Source organism: Xylanimonas ulmi, assembly GCF_004216535.1.
Lineage (GTDB): Bacteria > Actinomycetota > Actinomycetes > Actinomycetales > Cellulomonadaceae > Xylanimonas > Xylanimonas ulmi.
On record NZ_SGWX01000001.1, the window covers coordinates 2,020,810 to 2,040,877 of the forward strand.

Sequence of the window (20,068 nt, forward strand, 5' to 3'; positions counted from 1 at the left end):
GGCAGGTCAGCCCTCGGTCGGCTCGGCCGAGGCCGCCTCGTGCGCGTGCGCGGCCGCGGCCGCGATGGTCGCGAGGGTCGCCTTGACGGCCTCGCGCGCCTGCGACTTCTCCTCGGGCAGCTTGGGCGGCTCGGGGTGCGCGGCCGGCTCGGCAGCCGAGGCTGAGCCGCGGCGGCGGCGCCCACGCTTGGACTCGCCCTGCGGCGCGCCGTCGGCCGGCTCCGCGTGCGTGTGGCCGGCGCCCTTCTCGATGGGCTCGGCGTGCACGATGAAGCCGCGGCCCTTGCATGCCTCGCAGGTCTCGCTGAACGCCTCGACCAGGCCCTGGCCCACGCGCTTGCGGGTCATCTGCACCAGGCCCAACGAGGTGACCTCGGCCACCTGGTGCTTGGTGCGGTCGCGGCCCAGGCACTCGACCAGGCGGCGCAGCACCAGATCGCGGTTCGACTCGAGCACCATGTCGATGAAGTCGATGACGATGATGCCGCCGATGTCGCGCAGGCGCAGCTGGCGCACGATCTCCTCGGCCGCCTCGAGGTTGTTGCGCGTCACGGTCTCCTCGAGCGTGCCGCCGGCGCCGGTGAACTTGCCGGTGTTGACGTCGATGACCGTCATGGCCTCGGTGCGGTCGATGACCAGCGAGCCGCCCGAGGGCAGCCAGACCTTGCGGTCCATGCCCTTGGCGAGCTGCTCGTCGACGCGGTGGACCGTGAATACGTCGGTGGGCTCAAGCCACTTGGTCACGCGCTCGCGCAGGTCGGGGGCGAGCTCCTCGACGTACGTCGAGACCTCCTGCCACGCGCCGTCGCCCTGCACGACGAGCGAGGAGAAGTCGTCGTTGAAGATGTCGCGAACGACGCGGATCGCCAGGTCGGGCTCGCCCTGCAGCAGCGCCGGAGCGCTCGTCGAGGCCCGGCCCGCCTTGGTCGTGATGGCGTTCCACTGCGCCTGCAGGCGCTCGACGTCGGCCTTGAGCTCGGCCTCCGAGGCGCCTTCGGCCGCGGTGCGCACGATGACGCCCGCGCCCTCGGGCACGATCTCGCGCAGCACCTTCTTCAGGCGCGAGCGCTCGACGTCGGGCAGCTTGCGGCTGATGCCCGTCATGCCGCCGCCCGGCACGAGCACCAGGTAGCGCCCGGCGAGCGTGACCTGCGAGGTCAGGCGGGCGCCCTTGTGGCCGATCGGGTCCTTGGTGACCTGCACCAGCACCGAGTCGCCCGACTTGAGCGCCTGCTCGATGCGGCGCGGCTGGCCGCCCTCGAGGCCCGCGGCGTCCCAGTTGACCTCGCCCGCGTACAGCACGGCGTTGCGGCCCTTGCCGACGTCGACGAACGCGGCCTCCATGGACGGCAGCACGTTCTGCACGCGGCCCAGGTAGACGTTGCCGACCATCGAGGACTGCGACTGCTGCGAGACGTAGTGCTCGACCAGCACACCGTCCTCGAGCACCGCGATCTGGGTGCGCGCGTCGCGCTCGCGCACGACCATCGAGCGCGAGACGGACTCGCGGCGCGCGAGGAACTCGGCCTCGGTGATGATCTGGCGGCGGCGGCCCGCGTCGCGGCCCTCGCGGCGGCGCTGGCGCTTGGCCTCCAGGCGCGTCGATCCCTTGAGCGCGGTGACCTCGTCGGAGCGCGAGCGGGGCGTCTCGGCGCGCTCGGCGCGCGAGCCGCGACGGCGGCGACGACGGCGACGCGAGCCGCCCGCCTCGTCCTCACCCGACTCGTCGGACTCGGGAGCGTCGTCGGCCTCGCCGTCGCTCTCGGCGGACGACGGCGCGTCCTGCTCCTCGTCCTCGTCCGACTCCTCGCCGTCCTCGTCCTCGGGGCGCCGTCCGCTGCGGCGGCCGCGCCCTCCCCGGCGACGACGACGGCGCGGGCGATCGTCGTCCTGCTCGATCTCGACGTCCTCGTCGTCCTCGACCAGGTCCTCGGGGCGCAGGTCGACCAGCTCAACGCCGTCGGCGACGAGCTCGGCCTCGATCGCGGCGACCTCCTGCGCGGCGGCGGCGTCCTCGCCGGTGAGCTCGACGGGCTCGGACGGCTGCGCGGGCGCTACGGGCGTCTCGGGCGTCTCCGGGGCCTCCTGGCTGGCGGGCTCCGCGGCGTCGTCACGCGCCTGCGGCGGGCCGGCGGGGGCCTGGGCGCGACGCGAGCGGCGCGGCGTCGACAGGTCGGGCGCCTGGAAGAGCAGCGCGGTCGTGGCCAGGCGCGGTGTCGACGAGCCGGGCGCCGACGAGGCGGTCGACTCGGCGGCGGGCGCGGACTCAACGGCGGCCTCACCTGCGGCGGGCTCGCTTGCGGCAGGCTCGCTCGAGGCGGGCTCGCTCGAGGCGGCGGCCTTCGCGGTGGGCGACGACGCACGCGAGCGGCGCGCGCGCTTCGGGCGCTCCGGAGCGTCGGCCGCGGGGAGGTCGGCCGCAGGGGCGTCGGCGGCGCGATCCTCGACTGCGGATGCGACGGCGTCGGCGGACTCGGTCGCGACGGCGTCGTCGACCGCGGGGGCGCTGGCGTCGGCCTCGACCGACTCGGGCGTGGCGGACTCGGGCGTGGCGGGGCTCGGCGCGGTGGCCCGCGCCCGGGTGCGCCGAGGCGCGGGCGAGGCGACGTCGCCCGACGCGGCGCGCGAGCGTCCGCGGCGCGGCGCGGCCTCGGCGCTGGCAGGAGCGGCTTCACCGTGACCGTCGGGCAGCTCGATGTCGTCGAGCGTGCGCACGGCGCGGCGGGGCGCCTTGGCGGGCTTGTCCGCCGACTTCGCGGGCTTGTCCGCCTGATTCGCGGGGGCCTGCGTGACACGCTCGGGCAGCACGATGCCGTCAAGGGTCAGGCTTGGTGCGGACGGGGACGCCGCAGGCGCCGTGGCCGCATCCGAGGTGGCGGCGGGCTCGGGAGTCGAGGTCGGGCGTGAGACGCGGCGCGACCTGCGGGCGGGCGGCGCCGCGGCCGGCTCGGCGACCGCCGCAGCGGCGGGGGCCGCAGCGGCGGGGGCCGCAGCGGCGGCGGGCGACGTGGCGTCGTCGGTGCGCGTCGGCAGGATGATGCCCAGGTCCAGCGCGGGGGCCGCGTCGGCGGCCGGGCCGCCCGCGGCGCGCGTCACGCGGCGACGGGCGGGCTTGCGGGGGGTGTTGCCAGTGGTGCCGGTGTTGTCTGAGGTCACGCGGTGTGCTCCTGCTGCCCTGCCGCCCACCCCACATCCGTGAGCCGCCGGGCGGTCGTCGCCCGAGCCACGCTCTGGTGCGCGGCGCCGGACGGAAGTCTCGGTGACGGCCGACTGCTGCCTCGTCTTCGCGGACGCCGGGCGGCCAGGGCTTGGTGCGACCCAGGCCGCGGCACCGCGTGCGGACGCGGGAGCTGCGGGCTCGTAGCCGTCTGGGTGATGTGGCCCCGACGGTTGCCTACCAGTATCGCACTCCCCGGGTACTGGCGCGTGAGTCACGCCGAGCGAGTCGGACTTTCTGGGTGTTGACTGAGAGTCGACCCGCTCTCGCTGTTGCGAGCGAGGTCACAGCGAGTTGTGTTGACTTGTGAAGAACTTCACGAGCACGCTGCTCGTGAGCCTCGACGGGCGGAGACGATCCGATCGCCGAGGACGCGCCCTTCGTCTGAGTACAGGAGACGCCCGATGGATGTGCTCGCGCTCGCCCGATGGCAGTTCGCCATCACGACCGTCTACCACTTCATCCTTGTCCCGTTGACGATCGGGCTCGCCCCGCTGGTCGCCGGGATGCAGACGGCGTGGGTGGTGACCAAGAACGAGAAATGGCTCCGGCTGACGAAGTTCTTCGGCAAGCTGCTGCTCATCAACTTCGCCCTCGGCGTCGCGACCGGCATCGTTCAGGAGTTCCAGTTCGGCATGACCTGGAGCGAGTACTCCCGGTTCGTGGGCGACGTGTTCGGCGCCCCGCTGGCGATGGAGGCGCTCGCCGCGTTCTTCATCGAGTCGACGTTCCTGGGCCTGTGGATCTTCGGCTGGGACCGCCTGAGCAAGAAGGTGCACCTGGCGTGCGTGTGGCTCTTCGCGCTGGCCACCAACCTCTCGGCGTTCTTCATCCTGTCGGCCAACTCGTGGATGCAGCACCCCGTGGGCACCACCTTCAACCCCGAGACGGGGCGCGCGGAGATGGAGTCCATCTGGGCGGTCCTGGGCAACAACACGCTGTGGGCGGCGTTCCCGCACACCATCACGGCGTCCTTCCTCGTCTCGGGCACGTTCATCTGCGGCATCGCGACCTGGTGGATGGTGCGCCTGGTCCGGTCGAAGAAGCCCGAGCTGGTCGAGCTCGCGCGCTCCACCTACCGCCCCGCCGTCGTGCTGGGCGCCGTCGTCATGCTCCTGTCCGGCGTCGGCGTCGCGCTCTCGGGCGACGTCCAGGGCAAGATCATGTACGAGCAGCAGCCCGGCAAGATGTCGGCCGCCGAGGCGCTGTGCGAGTCGACCGAGGGCGCGGCGTTCTCGATCCTCACCGTCGGCCCTCTCCTCAACCCGACGTGCGACCAGCTCACGCACCTCATCGAGATCCCAGGTCTGGCCAGCTTCCTCGGCACCGGGCACTTCTCCGGGCCTGACTCGCTGCTGCCGGGCGTCGATGACGTGCAGCAGCAGATGTCCGACAAGTTCGGCGCGACCGACGAGGCCGGCAACCCCATCACCTACACGCCCCCGCTCGGCGTCTCCTACTGGTCGTTCCGCCTCATGATCGGCCTCGCGGCCTTCTCGGCCGCGCTGGCGCTGTGGGCTCTGTGGGCCACGCGCCGCGGGCGGCTGTCGGACAGCCGGTGGCTGTCCCGCCTGGCCGTGATCGCGCTGCCCATGCCGTTCCTCGCCTGCTCGTTCGGCTGGATCTTCACCGAGGTCGGGCGCCAACCCTGGGTCGTGGCGCCCAACCCCACCGGCGTCGACGGCGTCTGGCTGCTGACCTCGGCCGGCGTGTCCACGGCCGTGCCCGGCGGCGTGATCCTCACCTCGATGATCGTGTTCACGGTGCTGTACGCCGGGCTCGGCGTCATCTGGTATCGCCTGCTGCACCGCTACGCGATCGAAGGCGTCCCCCAGGTGCACGACGAGTCACCCGAGGCGCGCTCGGACGACGACGCCGACCGCCCGCTGTCCTTCGCCTACTGAGCCCCGAGTCGAGACTGGAGACCTGAGATGGACCTGTCGATCCTGTGGTTCGTCATCATCGCCGTCCTGTGGACGGGGTACCTCGTGCTCGAGGGCTTCGACTTCGGCGTCGGCATGCTGATGTCCTTCTTCCCGCGCGGCACGCGCGAGCAGCGCGAGTCCGAGCGCCGCGTGCTGGTCAACACCATCGGCCCGGTGTGGGACGGCAACGAGGTGTGGCTGCTGACCGCGGGCGGCGCGACGTTCGCCGCCTTCCCGGAGTGGTACGCGACCCTGTTCTCGGGGTTCTACCTGCCGTTGTTCATCATCCTGCTCGCCCTCATCGTGCGCGTGGTCGCGTTCGAGTACCGCGGCAAGATCTCCACGCCCGGTTGGAGCCGCCGGTTCGACCTGATGATCCAGGTCGGCTCGTGGGTCCCCGCGATCCTGTGGGGCGTGGCGTTCGCCAACCTCGTGCGCGGTGTGCTGCTCGACGACGCCCACCAGTACGTCGGCGGGTTCTGGGCGCTGCTCAACCCGTTCGCGCTGCTGGGCGGCCTGACCACGCTCGTGCTGTTCCTGCTGCACGGCTCGGTGTTCCTCGCGCTCAAGACCGACGGTGAGCTGCGGGCCCGCGCGCGCCAGTTCGCCGCGCGGCTCTCGCTCGCGGCGGTCGTCGTGGCGGGCGGCTGGGCCATCTGGGCGCAGGTCGCCTACTCGGTCCCGTGGACGTGGGCCGCCGTCGCGGTCGCCGCGGCGTGCCTGGTCGGCGTCGTGATCACCAACGCGCGCGGCGCCGAGGGCTGGGCCTTCACGCTGTCGGCGCTGGCCATGGTCGCGGCCGTCACGCTGATCTTCGGCTCGATGTTCCCCGACGTCATGCCGGGACGTGACGGCGGGCCGTCGCTCTCGATCGCCGAGGCGACGTCGACCGACTACACGTTGACCGTCATGACGTGGGTCGCGGTCATCCTCACCCCGGTCGTGATCGCCTACCAGAGCTGGACGTACTGGGTCTTCCGCCGCCGTCTGACCTCGAAGGACCTGCCAGCGCCGGCGGGCCTGGTGTGGAAGAGGGTCCGCGAGGCGCTCGGCGGGCACGACGAGCCCGCCGTCAAGCCCGCCGACCTCGCGTGACGGCCGCGTGAGGCCTCTCGACCCGCGCCTGCTGCGGCGGGCGCGCTCGGCCCGGCGGTATGTCGTCCTGACCGCCGGGCTGGGCCTCGGGTCCGCCGTCCTCGTCGTCGCCCAAGCGCTGCTGGTCGCCTCGCTCCTGGCCGGGCTCGTGACCCACGGGTCCGTGCCCGGCCCGAGCGCGGCCCGCACGCTGGCCGCGCTCGGCGCGGTCGCCGCCGGCCGCGCCGCCGTCGCCTGGGCTCAGGAGCGCTATGCGCAGCGGGCCGCCGCCCGCACGATCGCCGAGCTGCGCGCGCAGGTCGTGGCGCACGCCGTCGCGCTCGGCCCACGCTGGGCGGGCGGCGGCCAGCAGGCGCAGACCGCGACGCTCGCCACGCGCGGCCTCGACGCGCTGGAGCCCTACCTCGTCAAGTACCTGCCGTCGCTGCTGCTCACGGTCCTGGTCACGCCCGCGGTCCTGCTCGTGATGCTGGGCCTGGACTGGGTCTCGCTCCTGATCTGCGTGGTGACGCTGCCGCTCGTGCCGCTGTTCATGTGGCTCGTGGGGGTCATGACGCAGGGCGCCTCCGAGCGGCGCCTCACGGTCGTCGAGCGGCTGGGCGCCCAGGTGCTCGACCTGCTCGCCGGGCTGCCCACGCTGCGCGCCTTCGGGCGGGAGACCGGACCGGGGGCGCGGGTGCGCGCGCTGGGCGACGCCTCCAAGCGCGCGACCATGGGCACGCTGCGCGTCGCGTTCCTGTCGGGCATGGTGCTGGAGCTGCTGACCACGCTGTCGGTCGCGATCGTGGCCGTCGGGGTGGGGCTGCGGCTCGTCGAGGGCGCCATGACGCTGCAGGTCGGCCTCGCCGTCATCATGCTCGCGCCCGAGGTGTACCTGCCGCTGCGCGGCGTCGGCGCCCAGTTCCACGCCTCGACCGATGGCATCGCGGCGGCCGAGCGCGCGTTCGCCGTGCTGGAGGAGCCGACGCCGGACGGCGGGCGCCCCGACCCGACCCGCCGCCCCGACGCCGTGCGCGCTCTCGTGCTCGACGGCGTCACCGTGCGCGCCGGCGACCGCGCCGTCGACGCGCCCGCGGGCCTGTCCGCGCGCGTCGAACTCGGGTCCGGGCGCCCGGGCGGCGGGCGCGTCGTCGCGCTGCGCGGCCCGTCCGGGGCCGGCAAGTCGACGACCGTCCAGGTGCTGCTGGGCCTGCTGCGCCCTGACGCCGGGACCGTCTCGCTTGAGGTCGCCGCCTCCCCCGGCCAGCCGCCCGAGCGCGTCCCGCTCGACGACGTCGACCCCGCGTGGTGGTGGTCGCAGGTCGTGTGGGTGCCCCAGCGTCCCGCGATCGCCCCCGGGACGCTGCGCGAGGTGGTGACCGGCGGGCTCGACGTGAGCGACGACGCCCTCGCCGCGGCCGCGCGCACCACGGGCCTGGACGCCGTCGTCGCCACGCTGCCCGCGGGGTGGTCGACGCTGGTCGGGCTCGGCGGCGCCGGGCTGTCGGTCGGGCAGCGGCAGCGCGTCGCGCTCACCGCGGCCCTGCTGGCGGGCGCCGGACGGCCGCTCGTCGTGCTCGACGAGCCGACCGCGCACCTCGACGCCGCGGGCGAGCGCGTCGTGCTCGACACCGTGCGCGCCTGGCGCGAGGCTGGGCGCACCGTGCTGGTCGTCGCCCACCGCGCCTCGCTGCTCACGCTGGCCGACCAGATCGTCGACGTCGCGGCGCGCGCGCCGGAGGAGGTGACCGCATGACCGACCCGCTGCGGACCGTGCTGCCTCTGCTCGAGGTGCGCCGCGCACGCGTGCTGCGCGCCGTGCTGCTGGGCTCGCTCGCGCTCGGCTGCTCGGTGGGCCTGGCGGCGGTCTCAGCGTGGCTCATCGCGCGCGCCTCCCAGATGCCGCCCGTGCTGACGCTCTCGGTCGCCGTCGTGACGGTCCGCGCGTGCGGCGTCGGGCGCGGCGTGCTGCGCTACCTCGAACGCCTCGCCTCGCACGATGTCGCGCTCGCCGGCATGTCGGCCCTGCGCGCCAACCTCTACGACGCGCTCGCGCGCGGGCCCGTGACCGGCGTCGTCGCGCTGCGGCGCGGCGACCTGCTCGCGCGCGTGGGCGCCGACGTCGACGCCGTCGGCGAGGTGGTGGTCAAGTCGCTCGTGCCCGCCGGGGTCGCGCTCGTGGTCGGGCTCGGCTCGGTCGCGCTGGTCGGGGCGTTCCTGCCCTCGGCCGCGCTCGCCCTGGCCGGCTGCCTGCTGCTGACGGGCGTGCTCGCGCCCTGGCTCGCCGCGCGCGCCTCGGCCGCGACCGAGGCCGCGGGGGCCGCCGCGCGCGCCGAGGTCACCACCCGCACCCTCGGCCTCCTGGAGGAGGGCCAGCAGTTGCGCGTCGCCGGACGGCTCGACGCCGAGCTCGACGCGCTCACCGACGCCGACGCCCGGCTCACCGCCGCGGGCGACGACGGCGCCCGCACCGCGGGCGTCTCGGCCGCCATCGGCGCGGCCGCCCAGACCCTGTCGGTCATCGCCGCGCTCGCGCTCGGCGCGGGCGCGCTGCGGGCGGGCGCGCTGGCGCCCGTCGAGCTCGCGGTCGTGGTGCTCACCCCACTCGCCGTCTTCGAGGTCACGAGCGTCCTTCCCGCCGCGGCCGTGCAACTGCGGCGCTCGCGTGAGGCCGCCGCGCGGCTCGCGGCGCTGCTGCCGACCGATGCGGTCCCCGTCGCGGCGACCGCGGCGGCCCCCACCTCGGCGGCCTGCCGCCCACCCGGGGCGCTGCTCGCGCTCGACGGCGTCGCCGCAGGCTGGCCCACGGCCACGACGCCCGCCGTCGAGGGCGTCGACCTCGCCGTCGCGCCGGGCGCGCTCGTCGCGCTCGCCGGGCCGTCCGGCGTCGGCAAGACGACGCTGCTGATGACCGCCGCCGGGCTGCTGCCTGCGCGGGGCGGCGCCGTGGCCCGCGCGCCCGAGGCGGCGACGCTGTTCGTCGCCGAGGACGGCCACCTGTTCGACACGACCGTGCTGGAGAACCTGCGCGTCGCGCGCGGCGACGTCGCTCCCGCCGAGGCCCGCCAGGCGCTGGAGGCCGTCGGGCTCGCGCACTGGCTCGACGCGCTGCCCGCGGGCCTGGACACCACCCTCGGCGGAGGCGCCACCACCGTCTCGGGCGGTGAGCGCCGCCGCCTGCTGGTGGCCCGCGCGCTGCTCAGCCCCGCGCGGGTGCTGCTGGTCGACGAGCCCGCCGAGCACCTCGACGCCGCCGCCGCCGACGCGGTGGTCGCGGCGCTCGCAGCCCATGCGCGTGCGACGGGCCGCGCCGTCGTCGTCGCCACCCACCGACTCTCCGCGGCGCGTGAGGCCGACGAGGTGCTGCTGCTCGCCCGGCGTGCCGAGTCGGGCGGACGCGACGGCTCAGGCGGACGCGACGGCGCGCCCGCGGCCGTCGTCGCGCGGGGACCGCACGCCGACCTGCTGCGCGATGTCGCCGACTATGCGTGGGCCGCCGCCCGGGAGACCGCCGACCTGGAGGGGTCCGTCACCGCGGTCGAGCGGCCCGTGGTCGCGGGGTGAGACCCGCGCGCCGCTGATCGCCGGCTCACACCGTCGCGCTCGTGGCCGCCCCCTCCGGGACCAAGCGCAGCCGCACCACCGGCCGACCTGGACGCTGCCACGCCACCACCTCGAACCCGGCATCGGCGAACAGACTCAGCGGCCCGTGGAACAGGCTCGCCGAGGCGACGCGACGCCCCTGGGTGTCGACCGGATACGCCTCGACCACGTGGGCGCCTCCCGCCCGGGCCACCTCGACCGCGCCGCCGAGCAGCGCGCGCGTGATTCCCGTGCCGCGGTGCTCGCGCGGCACCACGAAGCACGAGACCGCCCACACGCCGTCGTCGGCGAGGTCCTGGCCCGCGAGCGTCGCCGCAAGCGTCCGGGAGCGTGCGACGCGCCCCAGCCGCGGGCGCGGCTCGACGCCGCACCACCCCACCGGGACGCCGTCGCGGTAGGCCAGCACCCCGGGTGACGTCGCCGACGACGACGCCTGGACGCGCAGCGCCTCGCACCGCTCGGCGTCGCTCGCCGCGCGGTACTCGGCGCTCGAGAGCTTCCACCACTGGCACCAGCAGTGCGCGGCGTCCCCGCGCGTGCCGAACACGGTCACGACATCGTCCCAAGGCGCTTCGTGCGCGGGGAGCACCTGCATGGCGCCATCCTGCCTCGCGCACGGCGCGGTAGCGTCCCGAGCGTGAAGATTCTCGTGCCCGGCAACGTCCCCTTCGACTCCACGCCGACGCTCGACGACCCCGCCGACGTCGTCGTGCCCTACGTCATGCGCGACACCATCCCCGACGAGCACGCGGACGCCGAGGTGCTGGTCACCTGGTCCTCGCCCGCCCGCGTGCTCCACGACGCGGCGCGGCGCCTGACGCGCCTGCGCTGGGTGCAGACGCTCACGGCCGGGCCCGACGCCGTGCTGGGCGCCGGGTTCGGCCCCGACGTCGTGGTGTCCTCGGGCCGCGGGCTGCATGACGGGCCCGTGGCCGAGCATGCGCTCGCGCTGGTGCTCGCCACCGTGCGCCGCCTGGACCGCTCGCTCGCGGCGCAGCGCGAGCGCGAGTGGGTCCGGGAGCAGGGCAAGGAGCAGGCCTCCGCCGAGGCGGGGCGCACCTTCACGCTCGACGGCGCTCGCGTGACGATCTGGGGATTCGGGTCGATCGCGCTGCGGCTCGCTCCCCTGCTGGCGGCGCTCGGCGCCCAGGTGACCGGTGTGGCGGGCGCGGCGGGTGAGCGCGGCGGGTTCCGGGTGGTCGACCACGCGGGGTTGGCGGCGCTGCTGCCGGAGACCGACGTGCTGGTCTCGCTGCTGCCCGCGACGGCCGCGACGCGCCACGCGCTCGACGCCGCGAGGCTCGCGCTGCTGCCGCCGCGCGCCCGGTTCGTCAATGTGGGCCGCGGAGCGACGGTCGACGAGACGGCGCTGGTCGCGGCGCTGCGCTCGGGCGCGCTGGCGGGCGCGGCGCTCGACGTGACCGAGACCGAGCCGCTGCCGCCGGCCTCACCGCTGTGGGACGCGCCGAACCTCATCGTCACGCCGCACGTGGCGGGTGGGCGGCCGCAGCACGCGCGCGAGTTCCTGACCGCGCAGGTGCGCGCCTGGAGGCAGTCGGGTTCCGCCGGGCTGCGCAACGTCGTCGCCCGCGACTGACCGAACCCGGTGGTTGAGCCTCCCCCGGTGGTTGAGCCTGTCGAAACCAGCGCCGACTCAGGTGGTTTCGACAGGCTCAACCAGCGGGGGCCGCGCCGGAGTGGGTGGTTTCGACAGGCTCAACCACCGGGTCGGCGCCCGGGGCTCAGCGGGCGTGGCCCGCGCGCGGGCGGGGCTGGCAGCGCGGGCAGCGGTAGGCGCTGCGGTTCATGAACGGCTCGCGGACCACCGTCGCTCCGCAGCGCGGGCACGGCTCGCCCTCGCGGCCGTACACCGCCAGGCCGCGGGCGAAGTAGCCCGACTCACCGTTGACGTTGACATAGAGCGCGTCGAAGCTCGTCCCGCCCGCAGCCAGCGCCTCGCGCATGACGGACTCGGCGGCGTCGAGCAGTCGCCGCACGTCGGACGCCCGCAGGGTGTCGGTGGCGCGCGCGTAGTGCAGGCGGGCGCGCCACAGCGCCTCGTCGGCGTAGATGTTCCCGACGCCGCTGACCACCGTCTGGTCGAGCAGCGCCCGCTTGACGCCCGTCCGCCGCCGTCGTACGGCCGCTACGACGGCGTCGCGCCCCGGCGTGCCCGGCGCGAGGGCGGGGTCGAGCAGGTCGCGCGCGATGTGGGCCACGGGCTCAGGGACGGCGGCGTCGGCGGCGCCCAGGCCGCCGGGAGCGCCGTCGGGCGTGGGGGCCAGGTCGACGACGGCGAGGTGGCCGAAGGTGCGCTGGTCGACGAAGTCGAGGGCGGTCGCGCCCGAGGGCGCACCGTCGAGGTGGAGGCGAACGCGCAGGTGGGGATGGCGCCAGGGGTCGTCGCCGTCGCGGACCAGGAGTTGGCCCGACATGCCCAGGTGGGCGAGGAGGGCGGCGGCCGGGGTGGTTTCGACAGGCTCAACCAGCGGGGGCTCAACCTGCAGGGGCTCGGCCAGCGGGGGCTCAACCAGCGGGGGCTCGGCCAGCGGGAGCCAGAGGTACTTGCCGCGGCGGGCCGCGGCCACGAGCGTTCGCCCCCACAACTGGTCGGCGAACGCCGCGGCGCCACCGTCGTTCCGGCGCACGCTGTAGTCGCGCAGCACCTCGACGGAGCGCACGCGCGCGCCCACCACGTGGCGGGCGAGGCCGTCGCGGACGGTCTCGACCTCGGGCAGCTCAGGCACTCTGGGCGGACGGCGCCTCGGCCGGGTCCAACGCCTGGATCGCGTGGTAGGCCTGCTCGGCGGCCTCCTGCTCGGCGTGCTTCTTCGCGCTGCCGCTCCCCAGACCCAGCACCGGGCCGGCGGTGACCTGCGCGTGGAACCGGCGGGCGTGCTCAGGGCCCTCGAACTCGACGTGGTACACGGGCGCGTCGAAGCCGCGCGCGGCGGCGGCCTCCTGCAGCGACGTCTTCCAGTCCAGTCCGGCGCCCAGGCCTGCGGCCGCGTCGAGCGTGTCGTCGACGAGCCGGTGCACCAGGTCGCGCGCGACCTCGAGCCCGTGCGAGAGGTACGTCGCGCCGAGGAGCGCCTCGACGGTGTCGGAGAGGATCGAGTCCTTCTCGAACCCGCGCGTGCGGATCTCACCCTTGCCGAGCAGCACGTACGACCCGAGCCCCAGCGACCGCGCGACGGCGGCGAGCGAGCGCTGCGAGACCGTCGCGGCGCGCATCTTCGCCAACTCGCCCTCGGGCAGGTCCGGGTGACGGCGGTAGAGCGCGTCGGTCACCACGAGCCCCAGCACGGTGTCGCCCAGGAACTCCAGGCGCTCGTTGGTGGGGATGCCGCCGGCCTCGTGCGCGAACGACCGATGCGTCAGGGCGAGCACGAGAAGCTCGGGGTCCAGGTGGACCCCGAGCTTCTCGAGAAGAGCGGTCGGCTCGGGTCGCGCTGGCGCGGCCTTGCCGTTCGCAGGCATGTCAGCCCGCGTGCTCGGTGCGCAGCGCCTCGGCGTACTGACGACCCTTGTAGGTGCCGCAGGTCGGGCACGCAGCGTGGGACTGCTTCTGCCCCTTGCAGTTCGGGCACGTCGTGAGGGCGGTCGCGGTGGTCTTCCACTGCGAGCGGCGCGCACGGGTGTTGCTGCGCGACATCTTGCGCTTGGGAACAGCCACGGCTAGCTCTCTTTCGTCTCGTCGGTCACGCTCGACTGCTCGAGCATGGCTTGCAACGCCGACCAGCGAGGGTCGACGACGTCATGGGTGTGGTCCGGGTCGTCCGCAAGGCGCGCTCCGCAGACGGAGCACAGGCCGGGGCAGTCCGGACGGCACAGCGGTTGAAATGGTAGTGCAGTGACGACGGAATCCCGAACCGCGGGTTCGATGTCCGCCAGGTCGCCGTCGAGCACGGCCTCCTCATCCTCAAGCTCGTCGTCGCCGGCACGCTCGGCCGCCTGGACGCGCTCGGGGTACCCGAACAGCTCCTGGACCCGCACGGTGACCTCCTCGGTCACCGGGTCCAAGCATCGCACGCACTCGCCGACCGCCGTGCCGCGCACGACGCCCGAGACGAGCACACCCTCCATGACCGCCTCGAGGCGCAGACCCACGGTGAGGTTCGCCCCCTCGGGGATGCCGATGATCGCCGTGCCGAGGTCGGCGGGCGCGGGAACGACTGCCGCGTGCTCTCGCATCGTGCCGGGTCGCCGCGACAGCTCGTGCGTGTCGAGCACGAGCGGCGAACGCTGGTCGGTGCTGATGGCAGGCTCCGTTGAGGGTGGTGGTGCTGGGAGAGGATGGTGACCCTCGCAAGGGCCAGCGGACAAGTCTATGCCATCAGGAACGAGCCGCCAACGCGGCGCCGTGGTGACGCCTGCCACGCCCGATCCGGCGCGGCCGCAGCGTCAGCGCCTGCCCTCCTCCTCGGCGTGCTCGGACGGCCACTCCGGTTCGGGCACGTGGTCCCAGCGCGGCCGCCCGGCCTCGGGGCCCAGCCGCTCGGCGAGCTTCGCCCGCCCGGCGCGCACCTGCCCCTTGAGGGCGTCCAGGTCCTCGTCGAACGCGGCGAGGCGCGCGTCGCAGTACTCGTCGGCGTTGGTGCGCAGCCTCGCGGCCTCCTGCTCGGCGGCGGCGACGATGTCGGCCGCGCGCGAGGTGGCCTGCGCGACGACCTGCTCGCGCTCGACGAGCTCGAGCGCGCGCTGGCGGGCCGCGGCCAGGATCTCCTCGCCCGAGCGGCGGGCGTCCTCCAACTCGGACTGCGCCGCGCGCAGCACCTCGTCGGAGCGCTCGACCGCGCTGGGCAGCCCGTGGCGCAACTCGTTGACCAGCCCCAGGAGCGAGTCACGGTCCACCCGGACGTCGGACGAGAGGAAGACGGGCTTGGCCCCCTCGACCAGGCTCGTCAGCTCGTCCAAGACGTCGATCAGTGCCGATGGCGACAGTGCGCCGGTCTCTTCGTGGGTCATCGCCTCTCCTGCCGTGTCAGTGCCTCCTGGACCGCGGCGGCGACGCCGTCGGGCACCAGGTCGTCGATCGGACCGCCATGCCGCGCAATGTCCTTGACCAGCGACGACGCGATATGTGACAGCGCCGGGTCGCCGGTGACGTAGACGGTCTCGACGCCGCTCAGTCTCCGGTTCATGAGCGCCATGGGCGTCTCGGCGTCCAGGTCCGCTCCCCCGCGCAACCCCTTGACGATGGCGCTCGCCCCCCGCTCGCGGCAGAAGTCGACGACCAGTCCGGGGACCACCTCGGCCCGCACGTCGGCGGTCGCCGGGTCGGCGGCGAGCGCGGCGCGGACCAGGTCAACGCGTGTGGACAGCGGCAGCAACCCGAGCTTTCCGGGGTTCTTGGCGACGCCGACGATGACGACGTCGAACAGCGCGCGCGCCCGGCGGACGATGTCGAGGTGGCCGAGCGTGAACGGGTCGAACGACCCGGGGCAGACGGCGGTGGTCACGCCTCCACGCTAAGCGTCGCGGGCGCCCGAGCGCGGCAGGCGGGGCCGGGTGCGCGCCAGTCGGCGCCGTCGGGGCGCGGGTCGCCGTCGTCGGGGCGTCAGTCGGCGCCGTCGGGCCGGGCGGGCTCGGCGTAGTGCACGGCGGTCTCGCCGTAGTCCTTGCGCGCGAGCGCCTCCAGGCCAACGGGCCATGCGGGCTCGGGACTGCGCGTCGAGCGCTCGACGACGACGACGGCGTCGCGGGCCAGCACGCCGGGCGCGGCGAGGTCGGCCAGGACGCCCGCGAGCGCCTGCTCGGACAGGTCGTAGGGCGGGTCGAGGAACACGAGGTCGAGCGGGTCTCCCGGCGCCGCCGCGAGTGCGGCGGCATAGCGCCCGGCGTCGTCGGCGACGACGCTCACGACGGCGCCCAGCCCGAGGTCCGCGACGTTGCGCCGCGCCACGTCGGCGGCGCGGCGGGCCGAGTCGACCAGGGTGACGCGCACGGCGCCGCGCGAGGCCGCCTCGATCCCCAGGGCGCCCGAGCCCGCGTACAGGTCGAGCACACGCGCGCCGTCGAGCACGTCATAGTGGGCGAGGCGGCTGAAGACGGCCTCGCGGGTGCGCTCGCTGGTGGGGCGGGTGCCCTGGGGCGGCACGCGCAGGGTGCGGCCGCCGACGGAGCCCGCCACGATCCTGGTCATGCGGGCGAGCCTGCCACGGACGGCTCGGCTCGGGCGAGCGCGGGCACGCCGAGCGGCGGCTGTGGGGCGACGCCCCCGCGCTCGCGAAGACCCCGAGCCGACGTCCGCGCACGCCCCATCGTCGAGAGGCTCACGCTCGCTCCAGGAAGTCCTCCTGGTCGGGGTCGAGCGTGGCGGCGATCGCCGCCACCAGCGCCGGGTGTCCGGACAGCTCGGGGTCGGCGGCGACGACGCCCGCCGACTCCCGGCGGGCCTCCTCGATGAGGTCGGCGTCCTTGACGACGCGCAGCAGCCGCAGCCCGCTGGTGCGCCCCGACTGCGCGGCGCCCAGCACGTCGCCCTCGGCGCGCAGCTCCAGGTCGAGCTGGGCGAGGCGGAACCCGTCGGTCGTCTCGGCGAGCGCCTCGACGCGCGCCGCGGCGGGCGTTCCCGGCGACGCCGTCGAGACCAGCAGGCACAGGCCCGGGGCCGTCCCACGCCCGACGCGGCCGCGCAACTGGTGCAGCTGCGAGAGCCCGAACCGGTCGGCGTCGAACACCACCATGACGGTCGCCTCGGGCACGTCCACGCCCACCTCGACCACCGTCGTCGAGACGAGCACCTGCGACTCGCCGCGCGCGAAGCGCGTCATCGCCGCGTCCTTGTCGGCCGGCGCGAGCTGCCCGTGCAGCACGTCGATCTCCAGCCCGGCGAGCGCGGGCGTCGCGCGCAGCGCCTCGACGACCTCCAGCACGGCGCGCAGCGGAGGCCGCTCGCCCGGACCCGCGGGCGCCGACTCGGCCACGAGGTCGGCGTCGTCGACCTCGCTCGGCGAGGCGGCCGGGGCGGCGCCGGGCCCGGCGGGATCGTCGGGGTGGATGCGCGGGCACACGACGTAGGCGCGGTGCCCGCCGTCGACCTCCTCGCGCACGCGCTGCCACGTGCGCTCCATCCAGCGCGGGTTGTCCGCGGGCACGACGACGGTCTGCACCCCCGAGCGCCCGGCGGGCACCTGGGTCAGGGAGGAGACCTCCAGGTCCCCGAACACCGTCATGGCAACGGTGCGCGGGATCGGCGTCGCCGTCATGACCAGCAGATGCGGCGCCACCCGCCCCTTGGCGCGCAGCGCATCACGCTGCTCGACGCCGAACCGGTGCTGCTCGTCGACGACGACGAGGCCCAGGTCGGCGAACTGCACGTGCTCGCCGAGCAGGGCGTGCGTGCCCACCACGATCCCGGCCTCGCCCGAGGCGGCCTGTAGCAGCGCCCGCTTGCGCGCGGCGGCCGGCAGCGAGCCGGTCAGCAGCGCGACTCGCGTGCCGTCGTCGTCGCCGCCCAGGAGCCCGCCCTCGGCGAGCGGTCCGAGCAGGGCCGCCAGCGTGCGCGCGTGCTGGGCGGCCAGCACCTCGGTCGGCGCGAGCAGTGCGGCCTGCCCCCCGGCGTCGATGACCTGGAGCATCGCGCGCAGCGCGACGACGGTCTTGCCCGACCCGACCTCGCCCTGCAGCAGCCGCTGCATGGGCCGGGGTTGCGCCAGGTCGTAGGCGAGGTCCTCGCCCACCGACACCTGCCCCTCGGTCAGCGTGAACGGCGCGATGGCCTCGAACCGCTCGCGCAGGCCGCCCGGACGCGGCGAGCGGGCGGTCGCGTCCTGCGCCTGCGCCCGCGCGCGGCGCTGCGCGAGCGCGGACTGCAGCACGAACGCCTCCTCGAACCGCAGACGCCGCCGCCCCCGCGCGTGGTCGAGCGGCGAGGTCGGCTTGTGCACGAGCAGCAGCGCCTCGAACCGTGTGGCCAGCCCCGCGCGCGCCAGCACCTCGAACGGCACGGGGTCGGGCACGTCGTCCTCGCTGAGCGTGTCGAGCACCGTGCGCACGCAGTGCTGCAGCTTCCACGTCGCCATCGAGGCGGTGGCCGGGTAGATCGGGATGGGCAGGCTCGCCTGGTAGAGCACGGCCTCGTCGTCGTCGAGCTCGCCGCCCACCATGAGGTAGTCGGGGTGCGTCAGCTGCCGCTTGCCCTGGAACTCCCCGACGACGCCGCTGAACACGCCCGACGCCTGCGGCTGGAGCTTCTCCTCGTGGTAGCGCAGGGCGCCGCGATGCTTGGCGAAGAACGTCAGCACCAACTGGTGGCGCCCATCGGTGACCACGGCCTCCAGACGCGCGCCGCCCCGGTTGGCGAAGGGCCGCACCGTGGCCTGCAACACGCGGGCGTGCACCGAGACGTGCTCACCGAGTTGGAGCTTGCCCATGTCGGTGAGCTGGCCGGGGTCGGCGTAGCGGCGCGGGTAGTGCCGCAGCAGGTCGTCGACCGTGACCAGGCCCATCTTGGCCAGCGCGTTCGCCGTCCGGGCGCCCAGCAGCCGGGTGAGCGGCTCGTGCAGCCGCCCGGTCGCCGCGCTCATCCCTCAACCCCGAGGGCCACGCCCGTCCCCGCTCGTCCCGTGCGCAGCAGCACGCACTCGGCCCCGGCCTGCTCGGCCAGGGCGTCGAGCCCGGCCGCGACGGCGTCCGGCACGTCGTCGTCGGCCAGGACCGTGACCACGTCGCCGCCGCCGTCGAGCAGTCCGCGCAGGGCGCCGACGGCGTCGGCGGCGTCCGTCGCGCTGGCCCGCAGCCCGTTCAGCGCGGCGCGCACGGCGCCGGCGACGTCTGCGGCGGGGTCGTCACCCGCGGCCGCGAGCGCCGCGACGACGACGGCGGCGTGCACGTCGGTCGGCGCGTCGATCGCGATGACCTCACCCGGCACGGCGTCCTCGTGCTCACCGGCCAGACGCCGTGCCGCCGCGCGCACCGCGTCCGCCGCGGGGCCCAGCACGAGTGCGGCGCGGCCCGAGCCGAGCGCGGCGAGCGCGAGGTCCCGCGCGGCGACGCCCACCGGGGGCACGGGCACGAGCACGACGGCGCCGGCGCGCGCGAGCTCGGCGGCGAGCGCCGGCGCCGTCGTCGCGACCACGACCGTCAGCTCGCTGTCGGGCGCCGCGAGGTGGCGCACGTGCGCCGGCTCGACGCGCCCGCGACCGGCCCAGCGCCGCGTCACCGCGAGCGCGCCGGCCAGGTCCGCGGTGTGCACGTGGGCCTGCCACGCCGAGTCCTCGTCGGGCGCGAGATCGGCGCCGCCCACCACGACGACCGAGCCGCCCACGGCCGCCAGGTCGGCGCGCAACGCGTCGGCCACGGCGCCGTCAGGGAAGTCACGGGCTCCGGCGGGGCGCCGCAGCACGAACATGACCTCGAGCTCGTCGGCGTCCGAGTGCTCATGCCCCGGCTCGTGCTCGTCTGCGTGCTCATGCTCGGCGTCGAGCCCGTGCGCGGCGTCGAGCCCGCGATGGCCGCCCCCGTCGGGGAGCGCGATCGCGTCGTGGCCGGTCATGTCCAGGCCGAGCGTCACGGGCGTCACGGTCAGCATGGTGGCGGTCGCCACCGACACGCCCGCGCCTGCCGCCCCGGCCGCAACCGCCGCGCTCGGCGTCGGCGGCGTCACCCTCGGCCGCGCGACGCGCAACGCGTCCAGCACCAGCACCAGCCCGCACGCGCCGGCGTCGAGCACGCCCGCACGGGCGAGCGGCGCGAGCGTCGAGACCGACGACGCCGCCGCCGACCGCGCGCCCCGCACCGCGGCCTCGAGCACGTCGTCGGCGCTCGCCCCGGGCCGGGCGGCGGCGTCGAGCGCGGCGGCCGCGGCGACGTCGGCGGCCGTGAGGATCGTGCCGTGCGCGGGGTGGGCGACCGCGCCCCGCGCGGACCGCGCGGCGACGTCGAGCGCGTGGGCGAGCGTGTCGCCGCGCGTGGCCGCGACCGCCAAGCCGCGCAGCCACTCCGAGAGGATGACCCCTGAGTTGCCGCGCGCTCCCAGCAGCGCGCCGCGCGCGAGCACCCGCAGCAGCGCGGCGGGCCCCGCGCCGTCGGGCACGGCCGCGACGGCCCGGGCGCCCTCGCGCGCGGTCACATGCATATTGGTGCCCGTGTCCCCGTCAGCGACGGGGAAGACGTTGACCTGGTCGATTGCGGCGCGGTCGCGGCCGAGCGCGCCCGCGGCCAGGCGGGCCCACGCGCGCACGACGGCGGCGTCCATGACGGCGGTCACGCGCGCGTCAGCGTCTGGCACCCAGGCCTCCTCGGT

At 75.4% G+C, this 20,068-nt stretch carries 16 protein-coding genes; 5 read left to right on the plus strand and 11 right to left on the minus strand.

Annotation, left to right across the window (positions count from 1 at the left end; all coding sequences use genetic code 11):
- Window positions 1-6: 6 nt before the first annotated feature.
- Window positions 7-3,156 (minus strand): ribonuclease E/G, encoded by a 3,150-nt coding sequence (locus EV386_RS09365; RefSeq protein WP_130414382.1) that lies wholly within the window; start codon window positions 3,154-3,156, stop codon window positions 7-9.
- Between the two features lie 465 nt (window positions 3,157-3,621).
- Here EV386_RS09365 and EV386_RS09370 point away from each other — a divergent pair, with 465 nt between their 5' ends.
- The 4 genes from EV386_RS09370 to cydC are packed head-to-tail and all read left to right on the plus strand — an operon-like array spanning window position 3,622 to window position 9,780.
- Complete coding sequence (locus EV386_RS09370; RefSeq protein WP_130414384.1) at window positions 3,622-5,121, plus strand: cytochrome ubiquinol oxidase subunit I; 1,500 nt, start codon at window positions 3,622-3,624, stop codon at window positions 5,119-5,121.
- 27 nt (window positions 5,122-5,148) lie between these two features.
- Window positions 5,149-6,237, plus strand: coding sequence for a cytochrome d ubiquinol oxidase subunit II (gene cydB / locus EV386_RS09375; RefSeq protein WP_130414386.1), 1,089 nt, complete (start codon window positions 5,149-5,151; stop codon window positions 6,235-6,237).
- Window positions 6,238-6,244: 7 nt separating this feature from the next.
- Entirely contained in the window at window positions 6,245-7,972 is a 1,728-nt protein-coding gene (gene cydD, locus EV386_RS09380) for a thiol reductant ABC exporter subunit CydD (RefSeq protein WP_130414388.1), read from the plus strand.
- Complete coding sequence (cydC, locus tag EV386_RS09385) at window positions 7,969-9,780, plus strand: thiol reductant ABC exporter subunit CydC (protein WP_130414390.1); 1,812 nt, start codon at window positions 7,969-7,971, stop codon at window positions 9,778-9,780. Before cydD ends, cydC begins: the two co-directional genes overlap by 4 nt.
- A gap of 25 nt (window positions 9,781-9,805) precedes the next feature.
- Here cydC and EV386_RS09390 read toward each other — a convergent pair whose 3' ends face one another.
- Window positions 9,806-10,414: a GNAT family N-acetyltransferase gene (locus EV386_RS09390; protein WP_130414392.1), complete on the minus strand. Its 609-nt coding sequence runs from the start codon at window positions 10,412-10,414 to the stop codon at window positions 9,806-9,808.
- 42 nt (window positions 10,415-10,456) lie between these two features.
- Here EV386_RS09390 and EV386_RS09395 point away from each other — a divergent pair, with 42 nt between their 5' ends.
- Window positions 10,457-11,416 carry an NAD(P)-dependent oxidoreductase gene (locus tag EV386_RS09395; protein WP_130414394.1) on the plus strand — a complete coding sequence of 320 codons (960 nt, stop codon included), beginning with the start codon at window positions 10,457-10,459 and terminating at the stop codon, window positions 11,414-11,416.
- A gap of 145 nt (window positions 11,417-11,561) precedes the next feature.
- Here EV386_RS09395 and mutM read toward each other — a convergent pair whose 3' ends face one another.
- The 9 genes from mutM to EV386_RS09445 all read right to left on the minus strand — a co-directional run bounded on the left by mutM (window position 11,562) and on the right by EV386_RS09445 (window position 20,053).
- Window positions 11,562-12,566 carry a bifunctional DNA-formamidopyrimidine glycosylase/DNA-(apurinic or apyrimidinic site) lyase gene (gene mutM / locus EV386_RS09405; RefSeq protein WP_130414398.1) on the minus strand — a complete coding sequence of 335 codons (1,005 nt, stop codon included), beginning with the start codon at window positions 12,564-12,566 and terminating at the stop codon, window positions 11,562-11,564.
- The gene (rnc, locus tag EV386_RS09410) at window positions 12,559-13,299 is read right to left on the minus strand and encodes a ribonuclease III (protein ID WP_130414400.1); all 741 of its coding nucleotides are present in this window, start codon (window positions 13,297-13,299) and stop codon (window positions 12,559-12,561) included. Before rnc ends, mutM begins: the two co-directional genes overlap by 8 nt.
- A gap of 1 nt (window position 13,300) precedes the next feature.
- The gene (gene rpmF / locus EV386_RS09415) at window positions 13,301-13,495 is read right to left on the minus strand and encodes a 50S ribosomal protein L32 (RefSeq protein WP_130414402.1); all 195 of its coding nucleotides are present in this window, start codon (window positions 13,493-13,495) and stop codon (window positions 13,301-13,303) included.
- A 2-nt stretch (window positions 13,496-13,497) separates the two neighbouring features.
- Complete coding sequence (locus EV386_RS09420; protein WP_207216506.1) at window positions 13,498-14,052, minus strand: YceD family protein; 555 nt, start codon at window positions 14,050-14,052, stop codon at window positions 13,498-13,500.
- Between the two features lie 171 nt (window positions 14,053-14,223).
- On the minus strand, window positions 14,224-14,787 hold the full coding sequence (locus EV386_RS09425) for a hypothetical protein (RefSeq protein ID WP_130414404.1): 564 nt from the start codon (window positions 14,785-14,787) through the stop codon (window positions 14,224-14,226).
- Window positions 14,784-15,281: a pantetheine-phosphate adenylyltransferase gene (coaD, locus tag EV386_RS09430; protein ID WP_130414406.1), complete on the minus strand. Its 498-nt coding sequence runs from the start codon at window positions 15,279-15,281 to the stop codon at window positions 14,784-14,786. The genes EV386_RS09425 and coaD overlap by 4 nt, the downstream gene beginning before the upstream one ends.
- A 98-nt stretch (window positions 15,282-15,379) precedes the next feature.
- Window positions 15,380-15,964 (minus strand): 16S rRNA (guanine(966)-N(2))-methyltransferase RsmD, encoded by a 585-nt coding sequence (gene rsmD, locus EV386_RS09435; protein WP_130414408.1) that lies wholly within the window; start codon window positions 15,962-15,964, stop codon window positions 15,380-15,382.
- A 130-nt stretch (window positions 15,965-16,094) separates the two neighbouring features.
- Window positions 16,095-18,350, minus strand: a complete 2,256-nt coding sequence (locus tag EV386_RS09440; protein WP_130414410.1) for an ATP-dependent DNA helicase RecG — start codon at window positions 18,348-18,350, stop codon at window positions 16,095-16,097.
- A complete protein-coding gene (locus EV386_RS09445; protein ID WP_130414412.1) occupies window positions 18,347-20,053 on the minus strand; it encodes a DAK2 domain-containing protein in 1,707 nt (568 codons plus the stop codon). The genes EV386_RS09440 and EV386_RS09445 overlap by 4 nt, the downstream gene beginning before the upstream one ends.
- Window positions 20,054-20,068 lie beyond the last annotated feature (15 nt).